General features: G+C 55.6%; 18 protein-coding genes and 1 tRNA gene. 9 read left to right on the top strand and 10 right to left on the bottom strand.

What is annotated here, in order from left to right:
• The first annotated feature begins 82 nt into the window (after positions 1 to 82).
• Together solA and H7R58_RS08970 are read left to right on the top strand one after the other, a co-directional pair.
• Positions 83 to 1201 (top strand): N-methyl-L-tryptophan oxidase, encoded by a 1119-nt coding sequence (gene solA / locus H7R58_RS08975; protein ID WP_106926272.1) that lies wholly within the window; start codon positions 83 to 85, stop codon positions 1199 to 1201.
• 46 nt (positions 1202 to 1247) lie between these two features.
• Complete coding sequence (locus H7R58_RS08970; RefSeq protein ID WP_106926270.1) at positions 1248 to 1361, top strand: YceO family protein; 114 nt, start codon at positions 1248 to 1250, stop codon at positions 1359 to 1361.
• Here the strand turns inward: H7R58_RS08970 and H7R58_RS08965 are convergent.
• The gene (locus tag H7R58_RS08965) at positions 1358 to 2419 is read right to left on the bottom strand and encodes an oxygen-dependent tRNA uridine(34) hydroxylase TrhO (RefSeq protein ID WP_106926268.1); all 1062 of its coding nucleotides are present in this window, start codon (positions 2417 to 2419) and stop codon (positions 1358 to 1360) included. The two genes, H7R58_RS08970 and H7R58_RS08965, sit on opposite strands and share 4 nt — an antisense overlap.
• Before the next feature lie 223 nt (positions 2420 to 2642).
• On the opposite strand from H7R58_RS08965, the gene H7R58_RS08960 reads away from it, so the two are divergent.
• The 3 genes from H7R58_RS08960 to H7R58_RS08950 all read left to right on the top strand — a co-directional run bounded on the left by H7R58_RS08960 (position 2643) and on the right by H7R58_RS08950 (position 5385).
• Complete coding sequence (locus tag H7R58_RS08960) at positions 2643 to 3563, top strand: Kdo(2)-lipid IV(A) acyltransferase (RefSeq protein ID WP_182929105.1); 921 nt, start codon at positions 2643 to 2645, stop codon at positions 3561 to 3563.
• A 123-nt stretch (positions 3564 to 3686) separates the two neighbouring features.
• A complete protein-coding gene (gene mdtG, locus H7R58_RS08955) occupies positions 3687 to 4904 on the top strand; it encodes a multidrug efflux MFS transporter MdtG (protein WP_106926264.1) in 1218 nt (405 codons plus the stop codon).
• Between the two features lie 106 nt (positions 4905 to 5010).
• A complete protein-coding gene (locus tag H7R58_RS08950) occupies positions 5011 to 5385 on the top strand; it encodes a MysB family protein (protein ID WP_106926262.1) in 375 nt (124 codons plus the stop codon).
• Here the strand turns inward: H7R58_RS08950 and H7R58_RS08945 are convergent, their stop codons facing one another.
• From H7R58_RS08945 to mdoG, 3 genes are all read right to left on the bottom strand, one after another.
• A complete protein-coding gene (locus H7R58_RS08945) occupies positions 5386 to 5613 on the bottom strand; it encodes a YceK/YidQ family lipoprotein (RefSeq protein WP_106926607.1) in 228 nt (75 codons plus the stop codon).
• 164 nt (positions 5614 to 5777) lie between these two features.
• Positions 5778 to 8306 (bottom strand): glucans biosynthesis glucosyltransferase MdoH, encoded by a 2529-nt coding sequence (gene mdoH, locus H7R58_RS08940; protein WP_182929106.1) that lies wholly within the window; start codon positions 8304 to 8306, stop codon positions 5778 to 5780.
• Positions 8299 to 9852: a glucans biosynthesis protein MdoG gene (gene mdoG, locus H7R58_RS08935; protein ID WP_106926258.1), complete on the bottom strand. Its 1554-nt coding sequence runs from the start codon at positions 9850 to 9852 to the stop codon at positions 8299 to 8301. Before mdoG ends, mdoH begins: the two co-directional genes overlap by 8 nt.
• Before the next feature lie 254 nt (positions 9853 to 10106).
• Here mdoG and mdoC point away from each other — a divergent pair, with 254 nt between their 5' ends.
• Positions 10107 to 11267: a glucans biosynthesis protein MdoC gene (mdoC, locus tag H7R58_RS08930; RefSeq protein ID WP_106926256.1), complete on the top strand. Its 1161-nt coding sequence runs from the start codon at positions 10107 to 10109 to the stop codon at positions 11265 to 11267.
• Here the strand turns inward: mdoC and ymdB are convergent.
• Together ymdB and H7R58_RS08920 are read right to left on the bottom strand one after the other, a co-directional pair.
• Positions 11264 to 11821: an O-acetyl-ADP-ribose deacetylase gene (gene ymdB / locus H7R58_RS08925; RefSeq protein ID WP_106926254.1), complete on the bottom strand. Its 558-nt coding sequence runs from the start codon at positions 11819 to 11821 to the stop codon at positions 11264 to 11266. The two genes, mdoC and ymdB, sit on opposite strands and share 4 nt — an antisense overlap.
• Before the next feature lie 70 nt (positions 11822 to 11891).
• On the bottom strand, positions 11892 to 12200 hold the full coding sequence (locus H7R58_RS08920; protein WP_106926252.1) for a hypothetical protein: 309 nt from the start codon (positions 12198 to 12200) through the stop codon (positions 11892 to 11894).
• 414 nt (positions 12201 to 12614) lie between these two features.
• Here H7R58_RS08920 and H7R58_RS08915 point away from each other — a divergent pair, with 414 nt between their 5' ends.
• Entirely contained in the window at positions 12615 to 14321 is a 1707-nt protein-coding gene (locus tag H7R58_RS08915) for a hypothetical protein (RefSeq protein ID WP_182934701.1), read from the top strand.
• 1101 nt (positions 14322 to 15422) lie between these two features.
• Entirely contained in the window at positions 15423 to 16070 is a 648-nt protein-coding gene (gene csgD, locus H7R58_RS08910; RefSeq protein ID WP_106926250.1) for a biofilm master transcriptional regulator CsgD, read from the top strand.
• Positions 16071 to 16141: 71 nt separating this feature from the next.
• Here the strand turns inward: csgD and H7R58_RS08905 are convergent, their stop codons facing one another.
• From H7R58_RS08905 to ghrA, 4 genes are all read right to left on the bottom strand, one after another.
• The gene (locus H7R58_RS08905; RefSeq protein ID WP_182929111.1) at positions 16142 to 16624 is read right to left on the bottom strand and encodes a DUF1097 domain-containing protein; all 483 of its coding nucleotides are present in this window, start codon (positions 16622 to 16624) and stop codon (positions 16142 to 16144) included.
• 96 nt (positions 16625 to 16720) lie between these two features.
• Positions 16721 to 17272: a TorD/DmsD family molecular chaperone gene (locus H7R58_RS08900; protein WP_106926246.1), complete on the bottom strand. Its 552-nt coding sequence runs from the start codon at positions 17270 to 17272 to the stop codon at positions 16721 to 16723.
• Between the two features lie 20 nt (positions 17273 to 17292).
• The gene (locus H7R58_RS08895) at positions 17293 to 18030 is read right to left on the bottom strand and encodes a phosphatase (RefSeq protein WP_181357985.1); all 738 of its coding nucleotides are present in this window, start codon (positions 18028 to 18030) and stop codon (positions 17293 to 17295) included.
• Positions 18031 to 18094: 64 nt separating this feature from the next.
• Positions 18095 to 19033: a glyoxylate/hydroxypyruvate reductase GhrA gene (gene ghrA / locus H7R58_RS08890; protein WP_182929112.1), complete on the bottom strand. Its 939-nt coding sequence runs from the start codon at positions 19031 to 19033 to the stop codon at positions 18095 to 18097.
• Between the two features lie 260 nt (positions 19034 to 19293).
• Between ghrA and H7R58_RS08885 the strand changes: the two genes are divergently transcribed.
• Positions 19294 to 19381, top strand: a tRNA-Ser gene (locus tag H7R58_RS08885).
• The last annotated feature ends 81 nt before the right edge of the window (positions 19382 to 19462 follow it).

The raw sequence follows: 19462 nt of genomic DNA, 5'->3' as shown, positions 1-19462 counted from the left end.
GTTTTCACGCTTGTATAACAACTGTGGCTTAATTACTCTACAAAACACAGATTTCGGCCTTATTATCGCGTCAGGAAAGACTATGCAATACGATCTCATTATTCTGGGCAGCGGCTCCGTTGGTGCCGCGGCTGGATATTACGCCCGTAAAGCGGGCCTGAACGTTCTGATGACCGACGCCCATATGCCGCCTCATCATGAAGGCAGCCACCACGGCGACACCCGCCTGATGCGTCATGCCTACGGCGAAGGCGAGAAGTATGTTCCGCTGGTGCTGCGTGCCCAGGCGCTGTGGGACGAACTGGCCGCCGTCAGCGGCGAGCCGTTGTTCGAGCGCAGCGGCGTGGTCAATCTTGGCCCTGCTGATTCCGAATTTTTGCGCACCGTGGCCCACAGCGCCGCACAGTTTAACCTCGAGGTAGAGCAGCTTGATGCCGACGCGCTGATGGCCCGCTGGCCGGAGATTACCGTACCCGCCCATTACCGGGCTATTTTCGAGCCGGGTTCTGGCGTACTGAAAAGCGAGCTGGCGGTCAAAACGCTGATTGCCATGGCCAAAGAGGCTGGCTGCGCCCAGCTGTTTAACTGCCCGGTCACCGCGATTCACAGCGATGCTGACGGCGTGACGATTGACACCGCCGAAGGTAGCTGGCGAGGTAAAAAACTGCTGCTGACCGCCGGGACCTGGGTAAAGCAGTTTTACCCTGAGCTGCCGATTCAGCCGGTACGTAAGGTTTTTGCCTGGTTTCAGGCCGACGGCCGCTACAGCCAAAAAAATAACTTCCCGGCCTTCACCGGCGAGCTGCCGAACGGCGATCAGTTCTACGGTTTTCCGGCCGTCGACAACGAACTGAAGATAGGTAAGCACAACGGTGGCCAGCTGATTCACCAGCCGCAAGAACGTAAAGCGTTTGGCGCAGTAGCCACCGACGGCTCGGAGGCATTTAGCTTCCTGCGTCAGATTCTGCCGGGTATCGGCGGCTGTCTGCACGGAGCAGCCTGCACCTATGACAATTCGCCAGACGAAGATTTTATTATTGATACCCTGCCGGGCCAGCCCGATGTGCTGTTTATCGGCGGTCTCAGCGGTCACGGATTTAAGTTTGCCACCGTGCTGGGCGAAATTGCCGCGCAGTTTGCGCAGCAGCAAGCCCCGGCATTCGACTTAAGTCCCTTCGCCCTCACCCGCTTTAACCGCTAAAATAGCAACGGCCCCGACGATGCGGGGCCGTTTAGCAGGAATGACTATGCGCCGTCTGTTCTACTTTCTGGTCAACAATATTCGCGAGCATCTGATGCTCTATCTGACGCTATCGATGCTGTTGGCCATCGCCGACCTTCTCTGGCTCTATTTCAGCTAGTCATTATGCGTCTGGGGGTCGGGGATCCCCAGACGGGTATTCAGACGGCCGCGCGATTTATTAAAGATCTTATTGCCGTTTTCACGGCCGGCGCGGCGCTGACGCTGTTCCTCTTCCGGCAGCTTGTGTTCTTCCTGACACACTTCACTGCAGCAGCCTTCGAACTTCTCGGCACAGGCCGGGCACTGGATAAACAGCAGATGGCAGCCGTCATTAAGACAGTTGGTGTGGCTGTCGCACGGCGTTCCGCACTGGTGGCAATGCGCGATGACCTCATCGGAAATACGCTCGCCCATCCGCTCATCAAAGACAAAATTCTTGCCAATAAAGCGCACCGGCAGCCCCTGCTCGCGAGCGCGGCGGGCGTATTCAATGATTCCGCCTTCAATATGCCACACCTGCTTAAAGCCGTTGTGTTTCATCCATGCGCTGGCTTTTTCACAACGAATACCGCCGGTACAGTACATCACGATCTTTTTATCTTTATGTTCCTGCATCATCTCAACGGCTTTCGGCAGCTGTTCGCGGAAGGTGTCCGCCGGGATCTCCAGCGCCTGTTCGAAATGGCCTACCTCATATTCGTAATGATTACGCATATCGATAAACACCGCATCCGGATCGTCAAGCATGGCGTTCACTTCCGCCGCCTTCAGATAATCGCCAACGTCGCTGGCGTCAAAGGTCGGATCGTCAATGCCGTCGGCCACGATACGATCGCGCACCTTCATACGCAGCACCCAGAAGGATTTGCCGTCATCATCCAGCGCGATGTTCAGACGCAGGTCCTTCAGCGCCGGATCGAAGCGGTACAGACGCTCACGCAGGCTTCCGACCTGACTTGCCGGCACGCTTATCTGGGCGTTAATCCCTTCATGGGCGAGATAGATGCGACCAAAGACCTTCAGTTCGGTCAGCGCAATGTAGAGGGCATCGCGGGTCGCTTTTGGATCGACGATGGTGAAATATTTATAGAATGAGATGGTGGTGCGCGGCTCGGTTTCAGCCAGCATTTGCGCTTTCAGCGTCTCATTCGAAATGCGGTTATGCAACACTGGCATGGTGTTCTTATCCTGCAAAAGAGAATGGAGAGTTATGATCGGGGCGCATGATATAGCAATCATCGTTAATTTACATCCCCACATTTTGCGCTACATTTTCATCACCATTAATCCTGGCGCGTAAAAACTCTGCCTAAAATAGCGCCACTTGCGCCCCCCGCATTTTGGTTGAGGGAAAAATAGTGCGACAATAGAACCCGTTGCTCGTAAAAACAGGAAACACATGACCCAGTTACCTAAGTTCACCGCTGCGCTGCTGCACCCCCGCTACTGGCCCTCCTGGCTGGGTATTGGCCTGCTCTGGCTGGTTGTTCAACTGCCGTATCCGGTCATCTATCGCCTCGGCAACGCCATGGGGCATCTGGCCATGCGCTTGATGAAGCGCCGCGCGAAAATTGCCTATCGCAACCTTGAGCTCTGTTTCCCGGAAATGAGCGCGGCCGAGCGTCACCGAATGGTGGTAAAGAATTTTGAGTCCGTGGGCATGGGCGTGATGGAAACCGGCATCGCCTGGTTCTGGCCGACTAAACGCATCAATCGCTGGATGGACGCCAGCGGCCTCGAACACATTCGCAGCGTGCAGGATTCAGGGCGCGGCGTTCTGCTGATCGGTATCCATTTCCTGACCCTCGAAATGGGTGCCCGTATGTTCGGTATCCATAACCCGGGGATCGGCGTCTATCGGCCAAACGACAATCCGGTTCTTGACTGGCTGCAGACCTGGGGCCGCATGCGCTCGAATAAAAGCATGATCGATCGTAAGGATCTGAAGGGCATGATCAGAGCGCTGAAAAACGGCGAGATTATCTGGTACGCGCCGGATCACGACTACGGCCCGCGCGCCAGCGTGTTTGTACCGCTGTTTGCGGTTAAAGACGCCGCGACGACCTCCGGCACCTGGATGCTGGCCAAAATGTCAAAGGCCTGCGTGGTACCGTTCGTACCGCGTCGTAAGCCGGACGGTAAAGGCTATGAGCTGATCATCCTTGAACCGGAGTGTAATCCGCCGCTCGATGATGCTGAAACTACCGCGGCGTGGATGAACACCGTCGTTGAGAAATGCATCATGATGGCCCCCGAGCAATATATGTGGCTGCACCGACGCTTTAAAACCCGCCCGGAAGGCGTTCCTTCTCGCTACTGATCCCCCGTGCGCGGTCCCCGACCGCGCGCGTTTTAGCTTTAAAAGCCCTTCGCGTTGCGGTGATATGAACACAGGCGCATAATTAGCAGGCTTACAAATACACCCTTTTTCCTACGGAACCTTATGCAACCCTCAGATGCCCCCATTAACTGGAAGCGTAACCTCGCTGTCGTCTGGCTAGGCTGTTTTTTAACCGGCGCCGCCTTCAGCCTCGTCATGCCCTTCCTCCCGCTTTACGTTGAACAGCTTGGCGTGACCGGACATGGCGCGCTGAACATGTGGTCTGGCCTGGTATTCAGCATCACGTTCCTGTTTTCCGCTATCGCCTCGCCGCTGTGGGGCGGATTAGCCGACCGCAAGGGGCGTAAAATCATGCTGCTGCGCTCGGCGCTAGGCATGGCTATCGTCATGCTGCTGATGGGGATGGCGCAGAATATCTGGCAGTTTCTGATTCTGCGCGCGCTGCTCGGCCTGCTTGGCGGCTTTATTCCCAACGCCAATGCGCTGATCGCCACGCAAATTCCACGCCATAAGAGCGGTTGGGCGCTGGGCACGCTGTCCACCGGCGCCGTCAGCGGTGCGCTGCTCGGGCCGCTGGCCGGCGGCTTTCTGGCCGATAACTATGGTCTGCGTCCGGTGTTCTTTATGACCGCTACCGTGCTGTTTATCTGCTTTGTGCTGACGCTGTTTTTCATCCGCGAACAGTTCACGCCGGTGTCCAAAAAAGAGATGCTGCACGTCAAAGAGGTGTTTGGTTCGCTGAAAAACCGCGAACTGGTGCTCAGCCTGTTCGTCACCACGCTGATTATTCAGGTGGCGACCGGCTCGATTGCCCCCATTCTGACGCTCTACGTCCGCGATTTAGCGGGTAACATCAGCGATATTGCCTTTGTCAGCGGCATGATAGCCTCGGTACCCGGCGTGGCGGCGTTGATCTGCGCGCCGCGGTTAGGCAAGCTGGGCGATCGTATTGGGCCAGAAAAAATTCTGATTGCCGCGCTGATCGTTTCCGTGCTGCTGCTGATTCCCATGTCGTTTGTACAAAACCCGCTGCAGCTTGGCATTCTGCGTTTTCTGCTCGGTGCCGCTGACGGCGCGCTGCTGCCGGCCGTCCAAACGCTGCTGGTCTATAACTCCAGTAATCAGATCGCCGGGCGCATATTCAGCTATAACCAGTCGTTCCGCGATATCGGTAACGTCACCGGGCCGCTAATCGGCGCCGCGGTGTCGGCCAACTACGGTTTCCGCGCCGTATTCTGCGTCACCGCCACGGTGGTCCTGTTTAACGCTATTTATACCGGTTTTAGCCTGCGCCGTAGCCCCGAGCCCTCCCGCCCCTAGTCATCCCTGCCCTGCGCTGAGTATGAAAACATCGCGCAGGGCGTGTACAACCGAAAACTTCAGCTATTATTTCCCTAAATACCACGTCAAATTGCAGGGAGTTGAGATGACTTTATACGCCACGCTCGAAGAAGCTATTGATGCGGCACGCGAAACTTTTCTCGCCGATAACCCTGGTCTTGAGGAGAGTGAAGCGGACGTACAGCAGTTCAATATGCAAAAGTACGTTTTACAAGACGGTGACATCATGTGGCAGGCCGAGTTCTTCGCCGATGAAGACGGTGAAGGAGAGTGTCTGCCTATGCTCAGCGGTGAAGCCGCGCAGAGCGTGTTTGACGGCGATTTTGATGAGATAGAACTGCGTCAGGAGTGGCTGGAGGAAAACACGCTGCACGAGTGGGACGAAGGCGAATACCAGCTGGAGCCCTCTCTCGATACGGAAGAGGGGCAGACCGCCGCGGATGAATGGGATGAACGCTAGCTACTCGTAGGGGCCATGGCTGGCGTCAATAGGGAGCAGCAGCGTGTCAAACACCAGTGAAAACGGCAGGTCGATGATGGTGACATAGCGCCAGGCAGAGTCGCGCAGGTCCCACTTCACGCCCGGATAGTACTGGTTTCCGTGGCCCTGCCCGGGGATCGTTCGACTGATAATACTACCGCATCCGCTGAGCACGATCGCCATGGCGGCAACCAGTATGATTCTTATCACGTCATTCTCCTCATTAAACAGACAAAAAAATACCGGCTTGATGGCCGGTATTTTTTGCGGCAAACAATGGCTCAGAGCCCTCTCTGGCGGTGCCACACTTGCCCGGGCTACTAACCGGCAGCCCGGACGAGGCACAATACCGACGCCAGAGAAGCGCCGCGCTATTTGGCTTTCAGCGCCAGCGGGTTCAGCGTCAGCTTATCGTACTCGGCCACCCATGAGGAGTATTTCTCCGGTGCGGCCCAAACACGATAGTGCATTCGCGACAGCGTGACCGGGTCGCTCAGCAGTACCAGGCGACGATCGCGGTTCAGCTTGTCCGGCGTTTCGTTCAGCGCCTGCTCGACGTGGCGATCGCGAGCGATCTCCAGCACGTGGCTCGCGCGGTGACGCGCGGTGGCCATCGCCGTGGCCAGGGCGTTAAACGACGGGTTAAACACCGCGTGCATAAAGCCATCGTCCAGCACGCGCGCACGGTTCTGTTCCAGATAGGCTTCGGTATCGGCCAGCACTTTCGGCGTGCTGTACTCTTCCGGAATCAGGAACAGCTTCCAGCGCTTGGTGCGCAGCCCCATAGTGGAACGGCTGGAAATCACCGACACGAATGGCGAGAGGATCAGCGAGAACACAATCGGCGCCAGCCAGAACAGGAAGCGCAGATCCAGCCACGCCATCCCGACCGCCCATACCAGCCCCAGCAGCAGCTGAGAACCATGACGCATAAAGGCTTCGCTCCACGGCGTAGAGTCATCGTCACGCTGCGGCGAGTTCCAGACCACTTCCCAGCCGAGGAACGCGCTGACCACAAACACGGTGTGGAACAGCATACGTACCGGCGCCAGCAGCACAGAGAACAGGACTTCAAGCAGCAGAGAGATCGTCACGCGCATAAAACCGCCGTACTCTTTCGACCCTTTGCACCATACGAGGATGATACTCAGCAGTTTCGGCAGGAACAGCAGCACCATGGTCGATGCAAACAGCGCAATCGCCAGCTCAGGACGCCACTGTGGCCATACCGGGAACAGCTGACGCGGCTGCAGGAAGTACTGCGGCTCGGTCAGGGCGTGAACCACCTGCAGTGCGGTCGACAGGGCCAGGAACATAAACCACAGCGGCGCAGACAGGTAGGACATCACGCCGGTCAGGAACACCGCACGGTGAACCGGGTGCATCCCTTTCACCAGGAACAGGCGGAAGTTCATCAGGTTACCCTGACACCAGCGGCGGTCACGCTTCAGTTCGTCCAGCAGGTTCGGCGGCAGTTCTTCATAGGAGCCCGGCAGGTCGTAGGCGATCCATACGCCCCACCCTGCGCGACGCATCAGCGCGGCTTCAACAAAGTCATGCGACAGAATCGACCCGGCAAAGTTACCGTCGCCCGGCAGCGGCGCCAGCGCGCAGTGCTCGATAAACGGCTTCACGCGGATGATGGCGTTGTGCCCCCAATAGTGCGATTCACCGAGCTGCCAGAAGTGCAGACCGGCGGTAAACAACGGCCCGTAGACGCGGGTAGCAAACTGCTGGCAGCGCGCGTACAGGGTGTCCATACCGGAAGCGCGCGGCGAAGACTGGATGATCCCCGCGTTCGGATTCGCTTCCATCAGACGCACCAGGTTAGTCAGGCAGTCGCCGGACATCACCGAGTCAGCGTCCAGCACGACCATATAGCTGTACTGGTTACCCCAACGACGACAGAAATCATCGATGTTACCGCTTTTACGCTTCACGCGACGGCGGCGACGGCGATAGAAGATCTGCCCTTCCCCTTGCACTTCGGCAATCAGCTCCATCCAGGCCTTTTGCTCCGCAACGCAGATATCCGGATTGTAGCTGTCGCTGAGGATATACACGTCGAAGTGCTTCTGCTGGCCCGTGGCCTTCACCGACTCCCAGGTCGCACGCAGGCCGGCGAAGACGCGAGAGACGTCTTCATTACAGATAGGCATGATCAGCGCCGTCCGGTGCTCTGGATTTAGCGGCTCATCGCCAACGGTTGACGCAGAAATACTGTACTTATCGCGACCTATCAGCAGCTGTAAGAAGCCCATCAGCGCGGTCCAGAAACCGGCGGAGACCCAGCAGAACAGCACGGCGAAAAGGATCAGAATCCCGGTTTGCAGCAGATATGGCAGCAGCTGCATAAAGGAGACCCACAGATTTTGCCCGACCATATCGGCCGGGTTAATCAGCGCCCAGCCCTGATACGGCAGGATGGTCTTCATATACCAGGTGGCGACGACGGTCTGCGCCAGCGTCAGGATCAACAGGGTGTAACGGCGTAACGAACCCACCGTACGCCATTTCGCCTCATGCTCCTGCTCTTCTTTGGTGAGACGAGACAGGTAGCGCGGGGTGACATCGCGACCACGTAGACGATCCCAAAAGCGGCCGACCGGGTTGGTCCGCCACGGGTCCGGGAACATAGAAGAGCGCGTTGCTTTCGGCATCGCCTGCAGCTGCGTGCGCCCTTCGTCGTCTTTGATAAGCTGCTCGCCGCCCAGGGAGTCCGGCCAGCCCTCTTCCAGACGCGCCTTCACGGACGCCAGCGGCGTGTCGTCATCGCGTGGAAAAGCCTGATGCTCGTCATCCAGCGCTTCGTGCACGGCGCGCAGCGTCGTGTCCGGGAGCGCCGCTTTTTCTGCATCCGTAAGCGACAGTGCGTCGATATACTTCGTTGTCTTATTCATTTGCAGGCAGCTGATAGCTCCAGGTTTCACTCAGCGTCTGGTCAGCGTTGACCAGCGCAGCGCGCATTTCAGTGGTTTTCTTCGGATCTTTCACCTTCACGCGCAGCGTCAGACGCCAGCCTTTGGTCACCGGATTGTAGCGAACGCTGTTTTCAACGATTTCACCGTTATCACCGATGCTGGCCTGCGCCGTTACCGGCGTGTCCTGCGGCATTTTGCGCATATCCGCGCCGGTAAAGTCGATGATAAACGCCTGCGTACCGTCCGGCTGACGGATCAGGTTCGACTGCTTCACATCACCGGTGGAGCGACGCGTCTGCATCACGTATGCGCTGTCCGCATCGTGCAGTTTGTCTTCGTCACGGGTGAAGGTGATGGTGTACTTATAGTTCATCTCTTTACCGGCTTCCGGCAGCTTGTCCGGCGTCCAGTATGCAACGATGTTATCGTTGGTTTCGTCGTTGGTCGGAATCTCTACCAGCTCAACGGTGCCTTTGCCCCAATCGCCTTTCGGGGTGATCCAGGCGCTTGGGCGCAGATCGTAGCGGTCATCAAGATCTTCGAAACGAGAGAACTGGCGGCCACGCTGTAACAGGCCAAAGCCCTGCGGGTTTTCGGTCGCATAGCTGCTGACGGCCAGATGTTTCGGGTTGTTCAGCGGACGCCAGATCCACTCATCGTTACCGGCATGAATAGACAGACCGTTAGAGTCGTGCAGCGCCGGGCGATAGTTGGTTGTGGTAGAAGGCTGGTTCGGCCCGAACAGGAACATGCTGGTCAGCGGCGCGACGCCCAGCTTACCGACTTTATCGCGCAGATAAATTTTGGTCTGTACGTCAACCACGGTATCGCGGCCCGGCATCACCACGAAGCGGTAAGCACCGGTCGCGCGCGGGGAATCCAGCAGCGCATAAATCGTCAGGCGCTTGTCGGTCGCTTTCGGACGCTCGATCCAGTATTCGCGAAAACGCGGGAACTCTTCGCCGGACGGCAGGGCGGTATCAATCGCCAGACCGCGAGCGGACAGACCATAAACCTGGCCCTGACCCAGCACGCGGAAGTAGCTGGCGCCCAGCATGCTGACGATTTCGTCGTTTTTGTCTTTGCTGTTGATCGGGTACAGCACTTTGAAGCCCGCGAAGCCAAGATCCTTCACGGTATCTTTGTCATGCTGAACGTCGCCGAACGTGAAGTAGTCCGGGCTGTACTTAATTTTGCGCACGGAGGTTGCCGTGACTTCATTAATCGTCACCGGCGTGTCGAAATACATACCCTGATGGTAGAATTCGAGCTTAAACGGGGTCTTAACTTTGCTCCAGTATGCCTTATCGTGATTAAACTGGATTTGCTGGTAGTCCGCGTATTTCATGTCGCGGAAGACGGAAGGCAGGTTGCTTTTTGGCGCTTCGTAGCTCTTGCCCGCCAGCGTTTTAGCCTGCTTTGCAACGTCATCAATACTGAATGCCCATGCAGATGAAGTACACAGGGACAACATTACGGCTGCGCCTAACCAACGCAGTTTCATCATCTGTGGTTTCTGTTTCATATAACTAAGCACTTCCCCCTTTGTGTGCTTAAATCGATCCGATCCATTTTACTGGAAATTCAAGCTATCCGACAACATAATCCCCGTATTGTTGAGCGCGGTGGCTTATCGAGTAAGCAACTGTTAACTGCGCTTTGCACTTTGCGTGCTTATCCTGGAGACAGGTAACCAGAGTTCGTGTAGGGTTGCCAACGAATGTAAACTTTATCACCTTACGCTGTAAGGCGATTAGTCTGAGAATCGTACCTAACCCTATGAATAACAAACCCGCACAGCGTGAATATTTTCTCGACTCGATCCGGGCCTGGCTGATGCTGCTGGGGATCCCCTTTCACATCTCACTTTTGTATTCGACCCACACCTGGCATATGAACAGCCCGACGCCGTCATGGTGGCTGACGCTGTTTAACGATTTTGTGCACGCGTTTCGCATGCAGGTGTTCTTTGTCATTTCCGGCTACTTTTCCTACATGCTTTTTCTGCGTTACCCGCTGAAAAAATGGTGGAAAGTTCGCGTGGAACGGGTCGGTATCCCGATGCTAACCGCCATTCCGCTGCTCACGCTGCCGCAATTTTTGATGCTGCAATACGTTAAGGGTAAGACGGAAACGTGGCATACGCTGACGTTTTACCAAAAATATAATACGCTGGCCTGGGAGCTGGTGTCACACCTGTGGTTCCTGCTTGTGCTGGTGGTGCTCACCACGCTCGGGATTATGGCCTTCCGCTTTATGCGCCGTCGCCAGACGCGCCGTCGCGCGGATCTTTTCGATAACATGACGATGGGCAAACTGACGGTCATGTTTCTGCTGCTTGGCCTGCTCTACGCCGCCATCCGTCGCACCATTTTCATCGTCTATCCGCCGATTCTGAGCGATGGGCTGTTCAACTTTGTAGTGATGCAGACGCTATTTTACGTGCCGTTCTTTATCCTGGGCGCGCTGGCCTTTATTCATCCAAAGCTCAAAACCCTGTTCACCACCCCGTCACCGTGGTGCATCGTCGCGGCGCTGCTCGGCTTTATCGCCTACCGCCTGAACCAGCACTATGGTTCTGGCGACGCATGGATGTATGAAACGGAATACCTGATTACGATGGTGCTGGGGCTGTGGATGGTGAACGTCGTGTTCTCGTTCGGTCACCGCATGCTCAACTTCCAGTCTGCCCGCGTGACCTATTTCGTGAATGCTTCCTTGTTTATCTATTTAGTACACCATCCGCTAACGCTGTTCTATGGCGCATGGATTATGCCGAGCATCAGCTCAAACTCACTCGGCTTCCTGACGGGGCTGGTCTTTGTGGTCGGCTGTGCGCTGGTGCTCTATGAAATTCACCTGCGTATCCCGTTGCTGCGTTTCCTGTTTTCCGGTAAACCGCAGCAAAAGGTGACGAAAACCCAGGCTGCCAGCCACTAAGTGTTCGCATCGTTGGCCAGAACGGGGATTCTCGTCTGGCCAAGTACCTCCCGATACAACCGGGTGGTCGCGTCATCAAAGCACACGAAATAGACCGTCTCCGGTAGGCTACGGCGGGTCAAAAATGCCGCCACCGTGCTGACGGCGATTTCCGTTGCCGCCTTCAGCGGGTAGCCATAAGCGCCCGTTGAGATCGCCGGAAAGGCGAGCGTGTGATAGCCATTATCCAGCGCCAGCTGAAGGCTGTTATAATACGCCTGCTGTAACAACGATGCTTCCTGCTCACCGCCCCCCTGCCACACCGGCCCGACCGTGTGAATCACGGCTTTTGCTTTCAGGTTTCCCGCATGCGTAATCACCGCATGCCCCGTCGGACAGGTCCCCTGCTGCTGACGCACAACCGCGCAGGCTTCCTGTAACGACGGCCCGGCAGCGCGATGAATCGCACCATCAACGCCGCCACCGCCCATTAACGAAGGGTTGGCTGCATTGACGATAACATCCACCTCCAGGGTGGTGATATCCCCCTGCAGCACCTGAATTCGTTCGGCCATGCTTACTATCCTCTCACTCAGACAAATCGATTATCTACCATAGACAACACGACTCGTCATTTCGTTTCGGCTATTTGTATTCCACGGTGAGGACTGCTGTTTTTTTATCCTTATCAATCCAGCGCAGGTTGGCGGTGCTTTTTTCATTCACGAACTGCCGCCCGTCCAGCAGCGTATGGATGGGAACCGACTGGTGCCGGGTTTTTCCATCCTGATAACAGCTGACCCCCACTTTGCCCGGTAGGGTTTGATAATCACAGGGGGATTCGACAATCTGCCCACGGAAATGGATAACACCGCTGTTTGCCGCCAGCGCTCCGGTTGTAAAAACAGACAGCAGTGAAACGATCGGAATGAAAATGCGCGTAAATGTTTGCATGGTAACTCCCCGTTTATCTGAGATCGTCCCTGAGCAGGATCTGTCCCGAAGCAGAAATGGTTAGTTAGCACATTTTGTAAACATTATGTTTACAATAGTAACCAAGCCTGCCAATTGCAATCTCTTTTTATATAGAAAATTTATATAGTTAGACTCATTATCGGCAACTGAACCATATACTTTATGCCTGCCGTGCAAACGACAAAAAAAGGCCGTAACGCTTGGGTTACGGCCTTTTACTAACGATCTGTCTTGATGCTTTGTTAACGATAAAGCGTTATCGCTCAATTAGCGGAAGTTACAGCCAATAGCACCCGGTTGGTTGCACAAGCCGGAGCGCGACCTGTCGCCGTTGTTGCCGCTTGATTGTCTTCCGGTCGTCGTCACCGTGGTGCCCGTAATTCCGCTGGTTGTTTGAACCCCGCCGACGTTACTACCACCATTGCTGCCACCGTTATTACCGCCGCCATTGTTGCCACCGCCGTTGTTACCGCCGCCGTTGTTACCGCCGCCGCCGTTACCACCGTGGTGACCACCGCCATGGTTATCATCGCCGCCGCCGTTTCCGCCGTGGTGACCACCGCCATGGTTACCATCGCCGCCGCCGTTTCCGCCGTGGTGACCGCCGCCATGATTATCATCGCCGCCGCCGTTACCGCCGTGGTGACCGCCGCCATGATTATCATCGCCGCCGCCGTTACCGCCGTGGTGACCATGACCGCCAAACGGGTTATGACCCTGGCCGCCGCCCATACCGCCGTGATTATCACCACCGCCCTGGTTACCACCGCCGCCATTGCCACCGTGATTACCATGACCGCCAAACGGGTTATGACCCTGGCCGCCGCCCATACCGCCGTGATTATCACCGCCGCCCTGGTTGCCACCGCCGCCGTTGCCACCGTGATTACCATGGCCGCCAAACGGGTTATGACCCTGACCGCCGCCCATACCGCCGTGGTTATCACCACCGCCCTGGTTGCCGCCGCCGTTGCCACCGTGGTTATCATGACCACCAAACGGGTTATGACCCTGACCGCCGCCATTACCGCCCATACCGCCGTGATCGCCACCGCTGCCGCCCTGGCCACCACCCATACCGCCGTGATTGCCGCCGCTGCCGCCCTGGCCACCATCCATACCGCCGTGATCGCCGCCGCTGCCGCCCTGGCCACCACCCATACCACCGTGATCGCCGCCGCTGCCGCCCTGACCACCACCCATACCGCCGTGATCGCCGCCGCTGCCGCCCTGGCCACCACCCATACCACCGTGATCGCCACCGTCGCTGCCGCCCTGGCCACCACCCATACCGCCGTGATCGCCGCCGCTGCCGCCCTGGCCACCACCCATACCGCCGTGATCGCCGCCGCTGCCGCCCTGGCCGCCACCCATACCACCGTGATCGCCACCGTCGCTGCCGCCCTGGCCACCACCCATACCGCCGTGATCGCCACCGCCGCTGCCTTGGCCACCACCGCCGTTATCGCCGCCTCCATTGCCGCCACCGCCGTTACCACCGCCTCCGTTGCCACCACCGCCGTTGCCGCCGCCATGGTCGCCACCACCGCCGTTACCGCCGCCTCCGTTACCGCCGCCTCCATTGCCGCCGCCTCCGTTGCCACCGCCTCCGTTGCCACCGCCTCCGTTGCCGCCGCCTCCATTGCCGCCGCCTCCGTTGCCACCGCCTCCGTTGCCGCCGCCTCCGTTGCCACCGCCTCCGTTGCCGCCGCCTCCATTGCCGCCGCCTCCGTTGCCACCGCCTCCGTTGCCGCCGCCTCCGTTGCCACCGCCTCCGTTGCCACCACCGCCGTTGCCGCCGCCTCCGTTGCCGCCGCCGCCGTTACCACCGCCTCCGTTGCCGCCGCCGCCGTTACCGCCGCCTCCATTGCCGCCGCCGCCGTTACCGCCGCCTCCGTTGCCGCCGCCTCCATGGTCGCCACCACCGCCGTTACCGCCGCCTCCGTTGCCACCGCCTCCATGGTCGCCACCACCGCCGTTGCCGCCGCCTCCGTTGCCGCCGCCTCCATGGTCGCTGCCGCTATTGCCGCCTCCGCCCTGACCGTTATCCTGACCGTTTCCGCCATTTCCGTTGTCGTTGCCATTCCCCCGGTTATTTGAATTTTGACCGCGGTTGTCGTTATTACCATTCTCACCTGCAGCTACGGCATATATAGTCGTCGCAGGGTATAAAACGGTGAGCGCCATAATGATGGCGAGTTGCTTCATTTTCATGATGAACCCTTTCACACGTTATAAGTTGCTGTATGCTATTGCCGTAACAATCGATTATTTTGCAATGTATACAAAATAGAACTGGTGATAATCACGACACCCATTGATAAATGACCTAGCATTCTGACGATATAGATAAAAGCCAATCTGCAGATAATGGTCTTTCTTTCAATCCGTTATCGCAGACAATGTCGAAAGAAGAAAATAATGGCCAAAAATAAGTTGATAGCTGCCCGGCACAATCTGAAAAAAGATTACGCACAGTATTTGATGGTATAATAATCCTCGCCACGAATTTAAATAAAACCCGTAGTGCAGACCGCATCCCATTTATCTGTATTCGGTTAGCTCATCATACTTTTGAAAACAAACCACCCCGCCATGTTAGAAATATCGAAGGAAAGCTGCATTATGTTTACCACACCGATAATACTGAGTGACTCGATGCTATATGGATGAGAATGCATACCAGTTTGGTGTGGCGATCTCATAACAAAGGTTGATTTATTTTCAAAAAGTCAACCTTTAGTATTAATAAATCCTCCGAGAGGCTAACCGAATAACGCACACGGAAAACAACACGTTATAAAGAAGACGATTCAACAAAAGTTTGAAAAGTGCTTAAGGTCACACGCAATCATCACACAAATTGTCTGATGCGATCATATTACTTAAAATAAACCAGTCGATATCATATTGAATAATAACAAAATAAAATATAAAGGCGCAATATGTATGATCATTAAGAATGCAGGTTAAAAACTTAATAAATCGGCCCTATTTACATTTTGTAATTTATTTTTACATTATGTTTCATGATTATTTCTTGATTTAGGTTTATCAGCGTCTAAATTTTAAATTAAGAAACTTTAGTTTTAATTCTCTTATTTGAAACACTTCATCCATACAGCAACCACATTTCAGCAGTGCTTAAATAGATGATTTGATAATATTTGCCTGCTGCATAATTTATATTGGGGACTCATCATGGCAAAAGAGCTTACCTCGACAAACCAGACTCTCTCCTTAGTCACAAGGCCTTCATTACAGTCTTGTGCCCTGTCGCAGAATTTGAAAAAGTTACTCAGGATGGAAATTAAAATTGTTAATATTCATCTAGTTAACATTGATAATTTAGACCCGGGCATTATCCTTTTCGATATGATGGATACCGATAGACGGTTAATGAAGGCCTGGCAGGAAGCGCTGTGCAAATTGAACAACGGTGCAAAATTATTGCTGTTCAACACGCCAGAAGAGTACTCCTATCCCGACATCGAGGCATGGCCGCACATCAGCGGCATATTCTATGAACATGATGAAGAACACTTTCTGGTCAAAGGGCTGCAAAAGGTGATGGAAGGCGAATGCTACTTTTCACGTAAATTAGCAAGCTATCTTATTATGCATTCCGGTAACTATCGCTATGATAATTCGGAAAGTACTATTCTCACCTATCGCGAGAAAGAGATCCTGAACAAGCTGCGGATCGGTGCCTCCAATCTTGAGATCGCCCGTGCGCTCTTTATTAGTGAGAGTACCGTTAAAACGCATCTCTATCATTTATTTAAGAAAATAGCCGTCAAAAACCGCACACAGGCCGTTTCCTGGGCTAACGATAACTTCAAACATTAAGATCGCGTGACAAAAAAACGGCGGCCAGGGTATTCCCCCGCCGCCGTTTTGTCTTCGTCATGTCTGAACCGTTATAGCGCCGATTCTTCCGTTTGCTTACGTTCCGCCTTACGATTCGCCAGCCATAGGCCGCTGTTTTTCATGGCATAGCCAAACAACAACCCCACCAGCAGCGACGGCACAACCGCGCGCCAGTCGCCCTGTCCTGCGAACGTAGCGCAAGCGCCAATAAACGTGCCGGGGACAAATGACAACAGCAGCTGCTTAGACTGAATGCACATCAGAAATGCCACGACGCCAGTCATCATGTAGCCGACAATCTCCAGATGCGGCGCTAATGCGCTGCCGTAGATAATCACCAGCGCCCAGACAACCCCGCTCATGGTCGTGCAGGTGGAAATAGCCAGCCCTTTCAGCCCGCCCTGCGGACAGGCGAAATAGGCCGTACAGCCAAGAAAACCGGCCCAGCTCAAGAGTCCGAGAGACACGGCCACCCATCCCCAGATACCGGAGAGAATGCCTGTTGTGATTGCGATAGCTAAGATAACGTTCATGGCGAGCATCTTAGCAGATGCCCGCCGTTATAATGAGATCACGAGCACATTATGTTCATCATATACATTTCATTTTCACCAAAAGCGTGACTTAAATCACTCTTCAGCTTCTTCCTGCAGCTCATCCCACATGGCCGCAATCGCTTCGCGGGTCAGCGGTGCCATCGTACGCCAGAAGGCGGTCGTGGCATGAGCTTCGACCTTCCCGAGGAACGTTTCAAACCACGGTAACAGATAGTCGGCAAACAGGGTTTCCAGCGCCTCATTATCATCTTCAACGTTGTCTTCCAGCCATGAAGCCGCCAACAGCAGCGTCCCCATCTGATCCGCCGGGCTCTCCCCCAGCGGCATACCTTGACCGCTGAGGAACGCACGCACTTCCGCTTCGCTCGCCCCTTCTACCCAGGCGCTGCGCACCGGCGGCACGCGGCACTCTTCACCCACAAACAGCGCGTTATAGTCGGCAGCAATCTGCTGGATATCGCAGCTTTTTTGCAGACGAGCCAGCAGTTCATCCTGCTCCAGCGGCCAGCTTGCCGCCAGCTTGCCTTCCCGAATCAGGGTAAACAGCGGCACCAGCAGCGGATCCTGCGGCTGACGGTAGTACAGAGAACCCAGCGCGCGGCAGAGGATAGAAAACTCGTTCATTCAATTATTCCAGTTAGTCGTTAAAATTCAGCAAATTCAGGAATCGGCGGCATCCCGCGCGACTCAAGGAAATTCAGAAAACGTCGCGGCGTGACGTTCAGGATCCGCTCCTGCGGGAAATCAACCGCATCAAGGATCTTCTGGCATTCGGTAAACTCACCAAGCGTGAACGCGGTGTGCGAGTCCGAGCCCAGGGCCAGCCAGCCCCCCGCATCCCGAACCGCTGCGGCAATAGCCCGACAGTTATGTTCACTGCCGACGCGCGAGCTGACAAACGATGAGTTGTTGATTTCCAGCGCCACATGATATTTCGCCGCCGCCGCCGCGATGGCGGGAATATCCACCGGGAATTTAGGGTTTCCCGGGTGTGAAATCATATGCACATTACCGCTCGCCATCGCCGCGATCATCGCCTGAGTATGGGTCTCTTTGTCCTGCGGCGCGAAAACCGGCTCATGGAACCCGGCGATAATAAAGTCCAGCGACGTCAGCATCGGCCCGGTGCAATCAATCTCACCCGCAATATTTTTAATATTGGATTCAATACCGCGCAGGATACCCACACCATCGACAACGCGCGGCCAGATACGCATATTCACGAAGTGCCAATAGTGGGGCGCATCGGCCATGTCCGGGCCATGATCGGTGATGGCGAAGAGCTTAATCCCTTTCCGTTTCGCCTCGGCAATATAGTCATGCAAGGTACTGTAAGCGTGCGTGCTCGCAACAGTATGCATATGTAAGTCAACAGGATACATCACTTTCTCCTCTCTCGTGATAAACCAAGGATAGCAGGAATGGCGTGCGTTTATAACGCCTGGCTCAATAGCCGCGAACTCGGTCGACCTGCCCGCCTGGCGTTTCACCGCGCTCCAGCTGCGTGATGGTGCGGGCAATATAGGCGATAGCTTCCTGCGGACGGGTGACGGCCGCCACGTGCGGCGTCATGGTGACGCGCGGATGACGCCACAGCGGACTTTCAGCCGGCAACGGTTCACGGCTGAACACGTCAAGCATCGCCGCTTTGAGTTTACCGCTGTCCAGCGCCGCCAACAGATCGTCTTCAACCACGTGAACGCCGCGCGCCAGATTAAGCACGTAGCTATTGTCCTGAAGCTGCGCAAGCAGCGGTGCCTTAATAATGCCAGCGGTTTCCGCGGTATTCGGCAGCAGGTTGATCAGGACGCGGGTACCGCTGAGGAACGCACTCAGTTCGCCTTCGCCGGCAAAACTGGTGACCTGCGGCCACGCTTTGCGGCTGCGGCTCCAGACCCGTACCGGGAAACCCCACGCCAGCAGGCTTTCCGCGACCTTTGAGCCAAGAACCCCCGCGCCCATAATGCCAACGGTGAATGCATCGTGGGTATAGTCCTCCAGCGGCTGCCAGAGAAATTCTCGCTGCTGCGCCTGATAATCATCAAAACGACGGAACCAGTGCAACACCTGGCTGACCGCATATTCCTGCATCTGAATACCCATGCCGGTATCTTCAAGGCGGAACAGGGGGATCGACAATGGCAACATCTCCGGATGTGCCTTTAGCTTGCTGAGAATCGAGTCAACGCCCGCTCCCAGCGCAAAAACCGCCTTCAGCGTTCTGCCCTGTAACATCTCAACCGGCGGATGCCACACCAGCGCATAGTCAGCCGGCGCATTGTCCCCGCGCACCCAGGCACGAATATTGGCACCGGGCAGCTTTTTGCTCAGTTCGGCAATCCAATAAGGGGTATCAAACGTCGGGTGATAAAAGATGATCTCCATAGTGACTCCAGCTCAGGGCGCCCGTATTTGTGCGATCGGACGCGGTTTTTGATTATTTTTGTGATTTTACAGAATAACAAATTTCGCCAGGCTGTCCCGGGAAATGCGGCGGCGATCGCAAAAAAGACGATTTATGAATGTTTAAGAAGCAATTTGATTGAAGTTTGTCTAAACGCGCGATTTTTCGAAAAAGTTTATTGACGCTGGAGAGCCTTTTCCCTACATTAGCGCTCGTCCCAGCGACGCTGGGAAGACAATATGGTGAGGTGTCCGAGTGGCTGAAGGAGCACGCCTGGAAAGTGTGTATACGGCAACGTATCCGGGGTTCGAATCCCCGCCTCACCGCCATATTTAAAGAAGAGCTCGTACGCAAGTACGGGCTTTTTTTTCGCCTGTTGCACAGCCTGGCGGGGTGAGAACCCCGGACCC

Source organism: Klebsiella sp. WP4-W18-ESBL-05 (assembly GCF_014169075.1).
In the GTDB taxonomy this organism is placed as follows: Bacteria; Pseudomonadota; Gammaproteobacteria; order Enterobacterales; family Enterobacteriaceae; genus Kluyvera; species Kluyvera ascorbata_B.
This window is presented reverse-complemented; position numbering and strand designations above follow the sequence as displayed.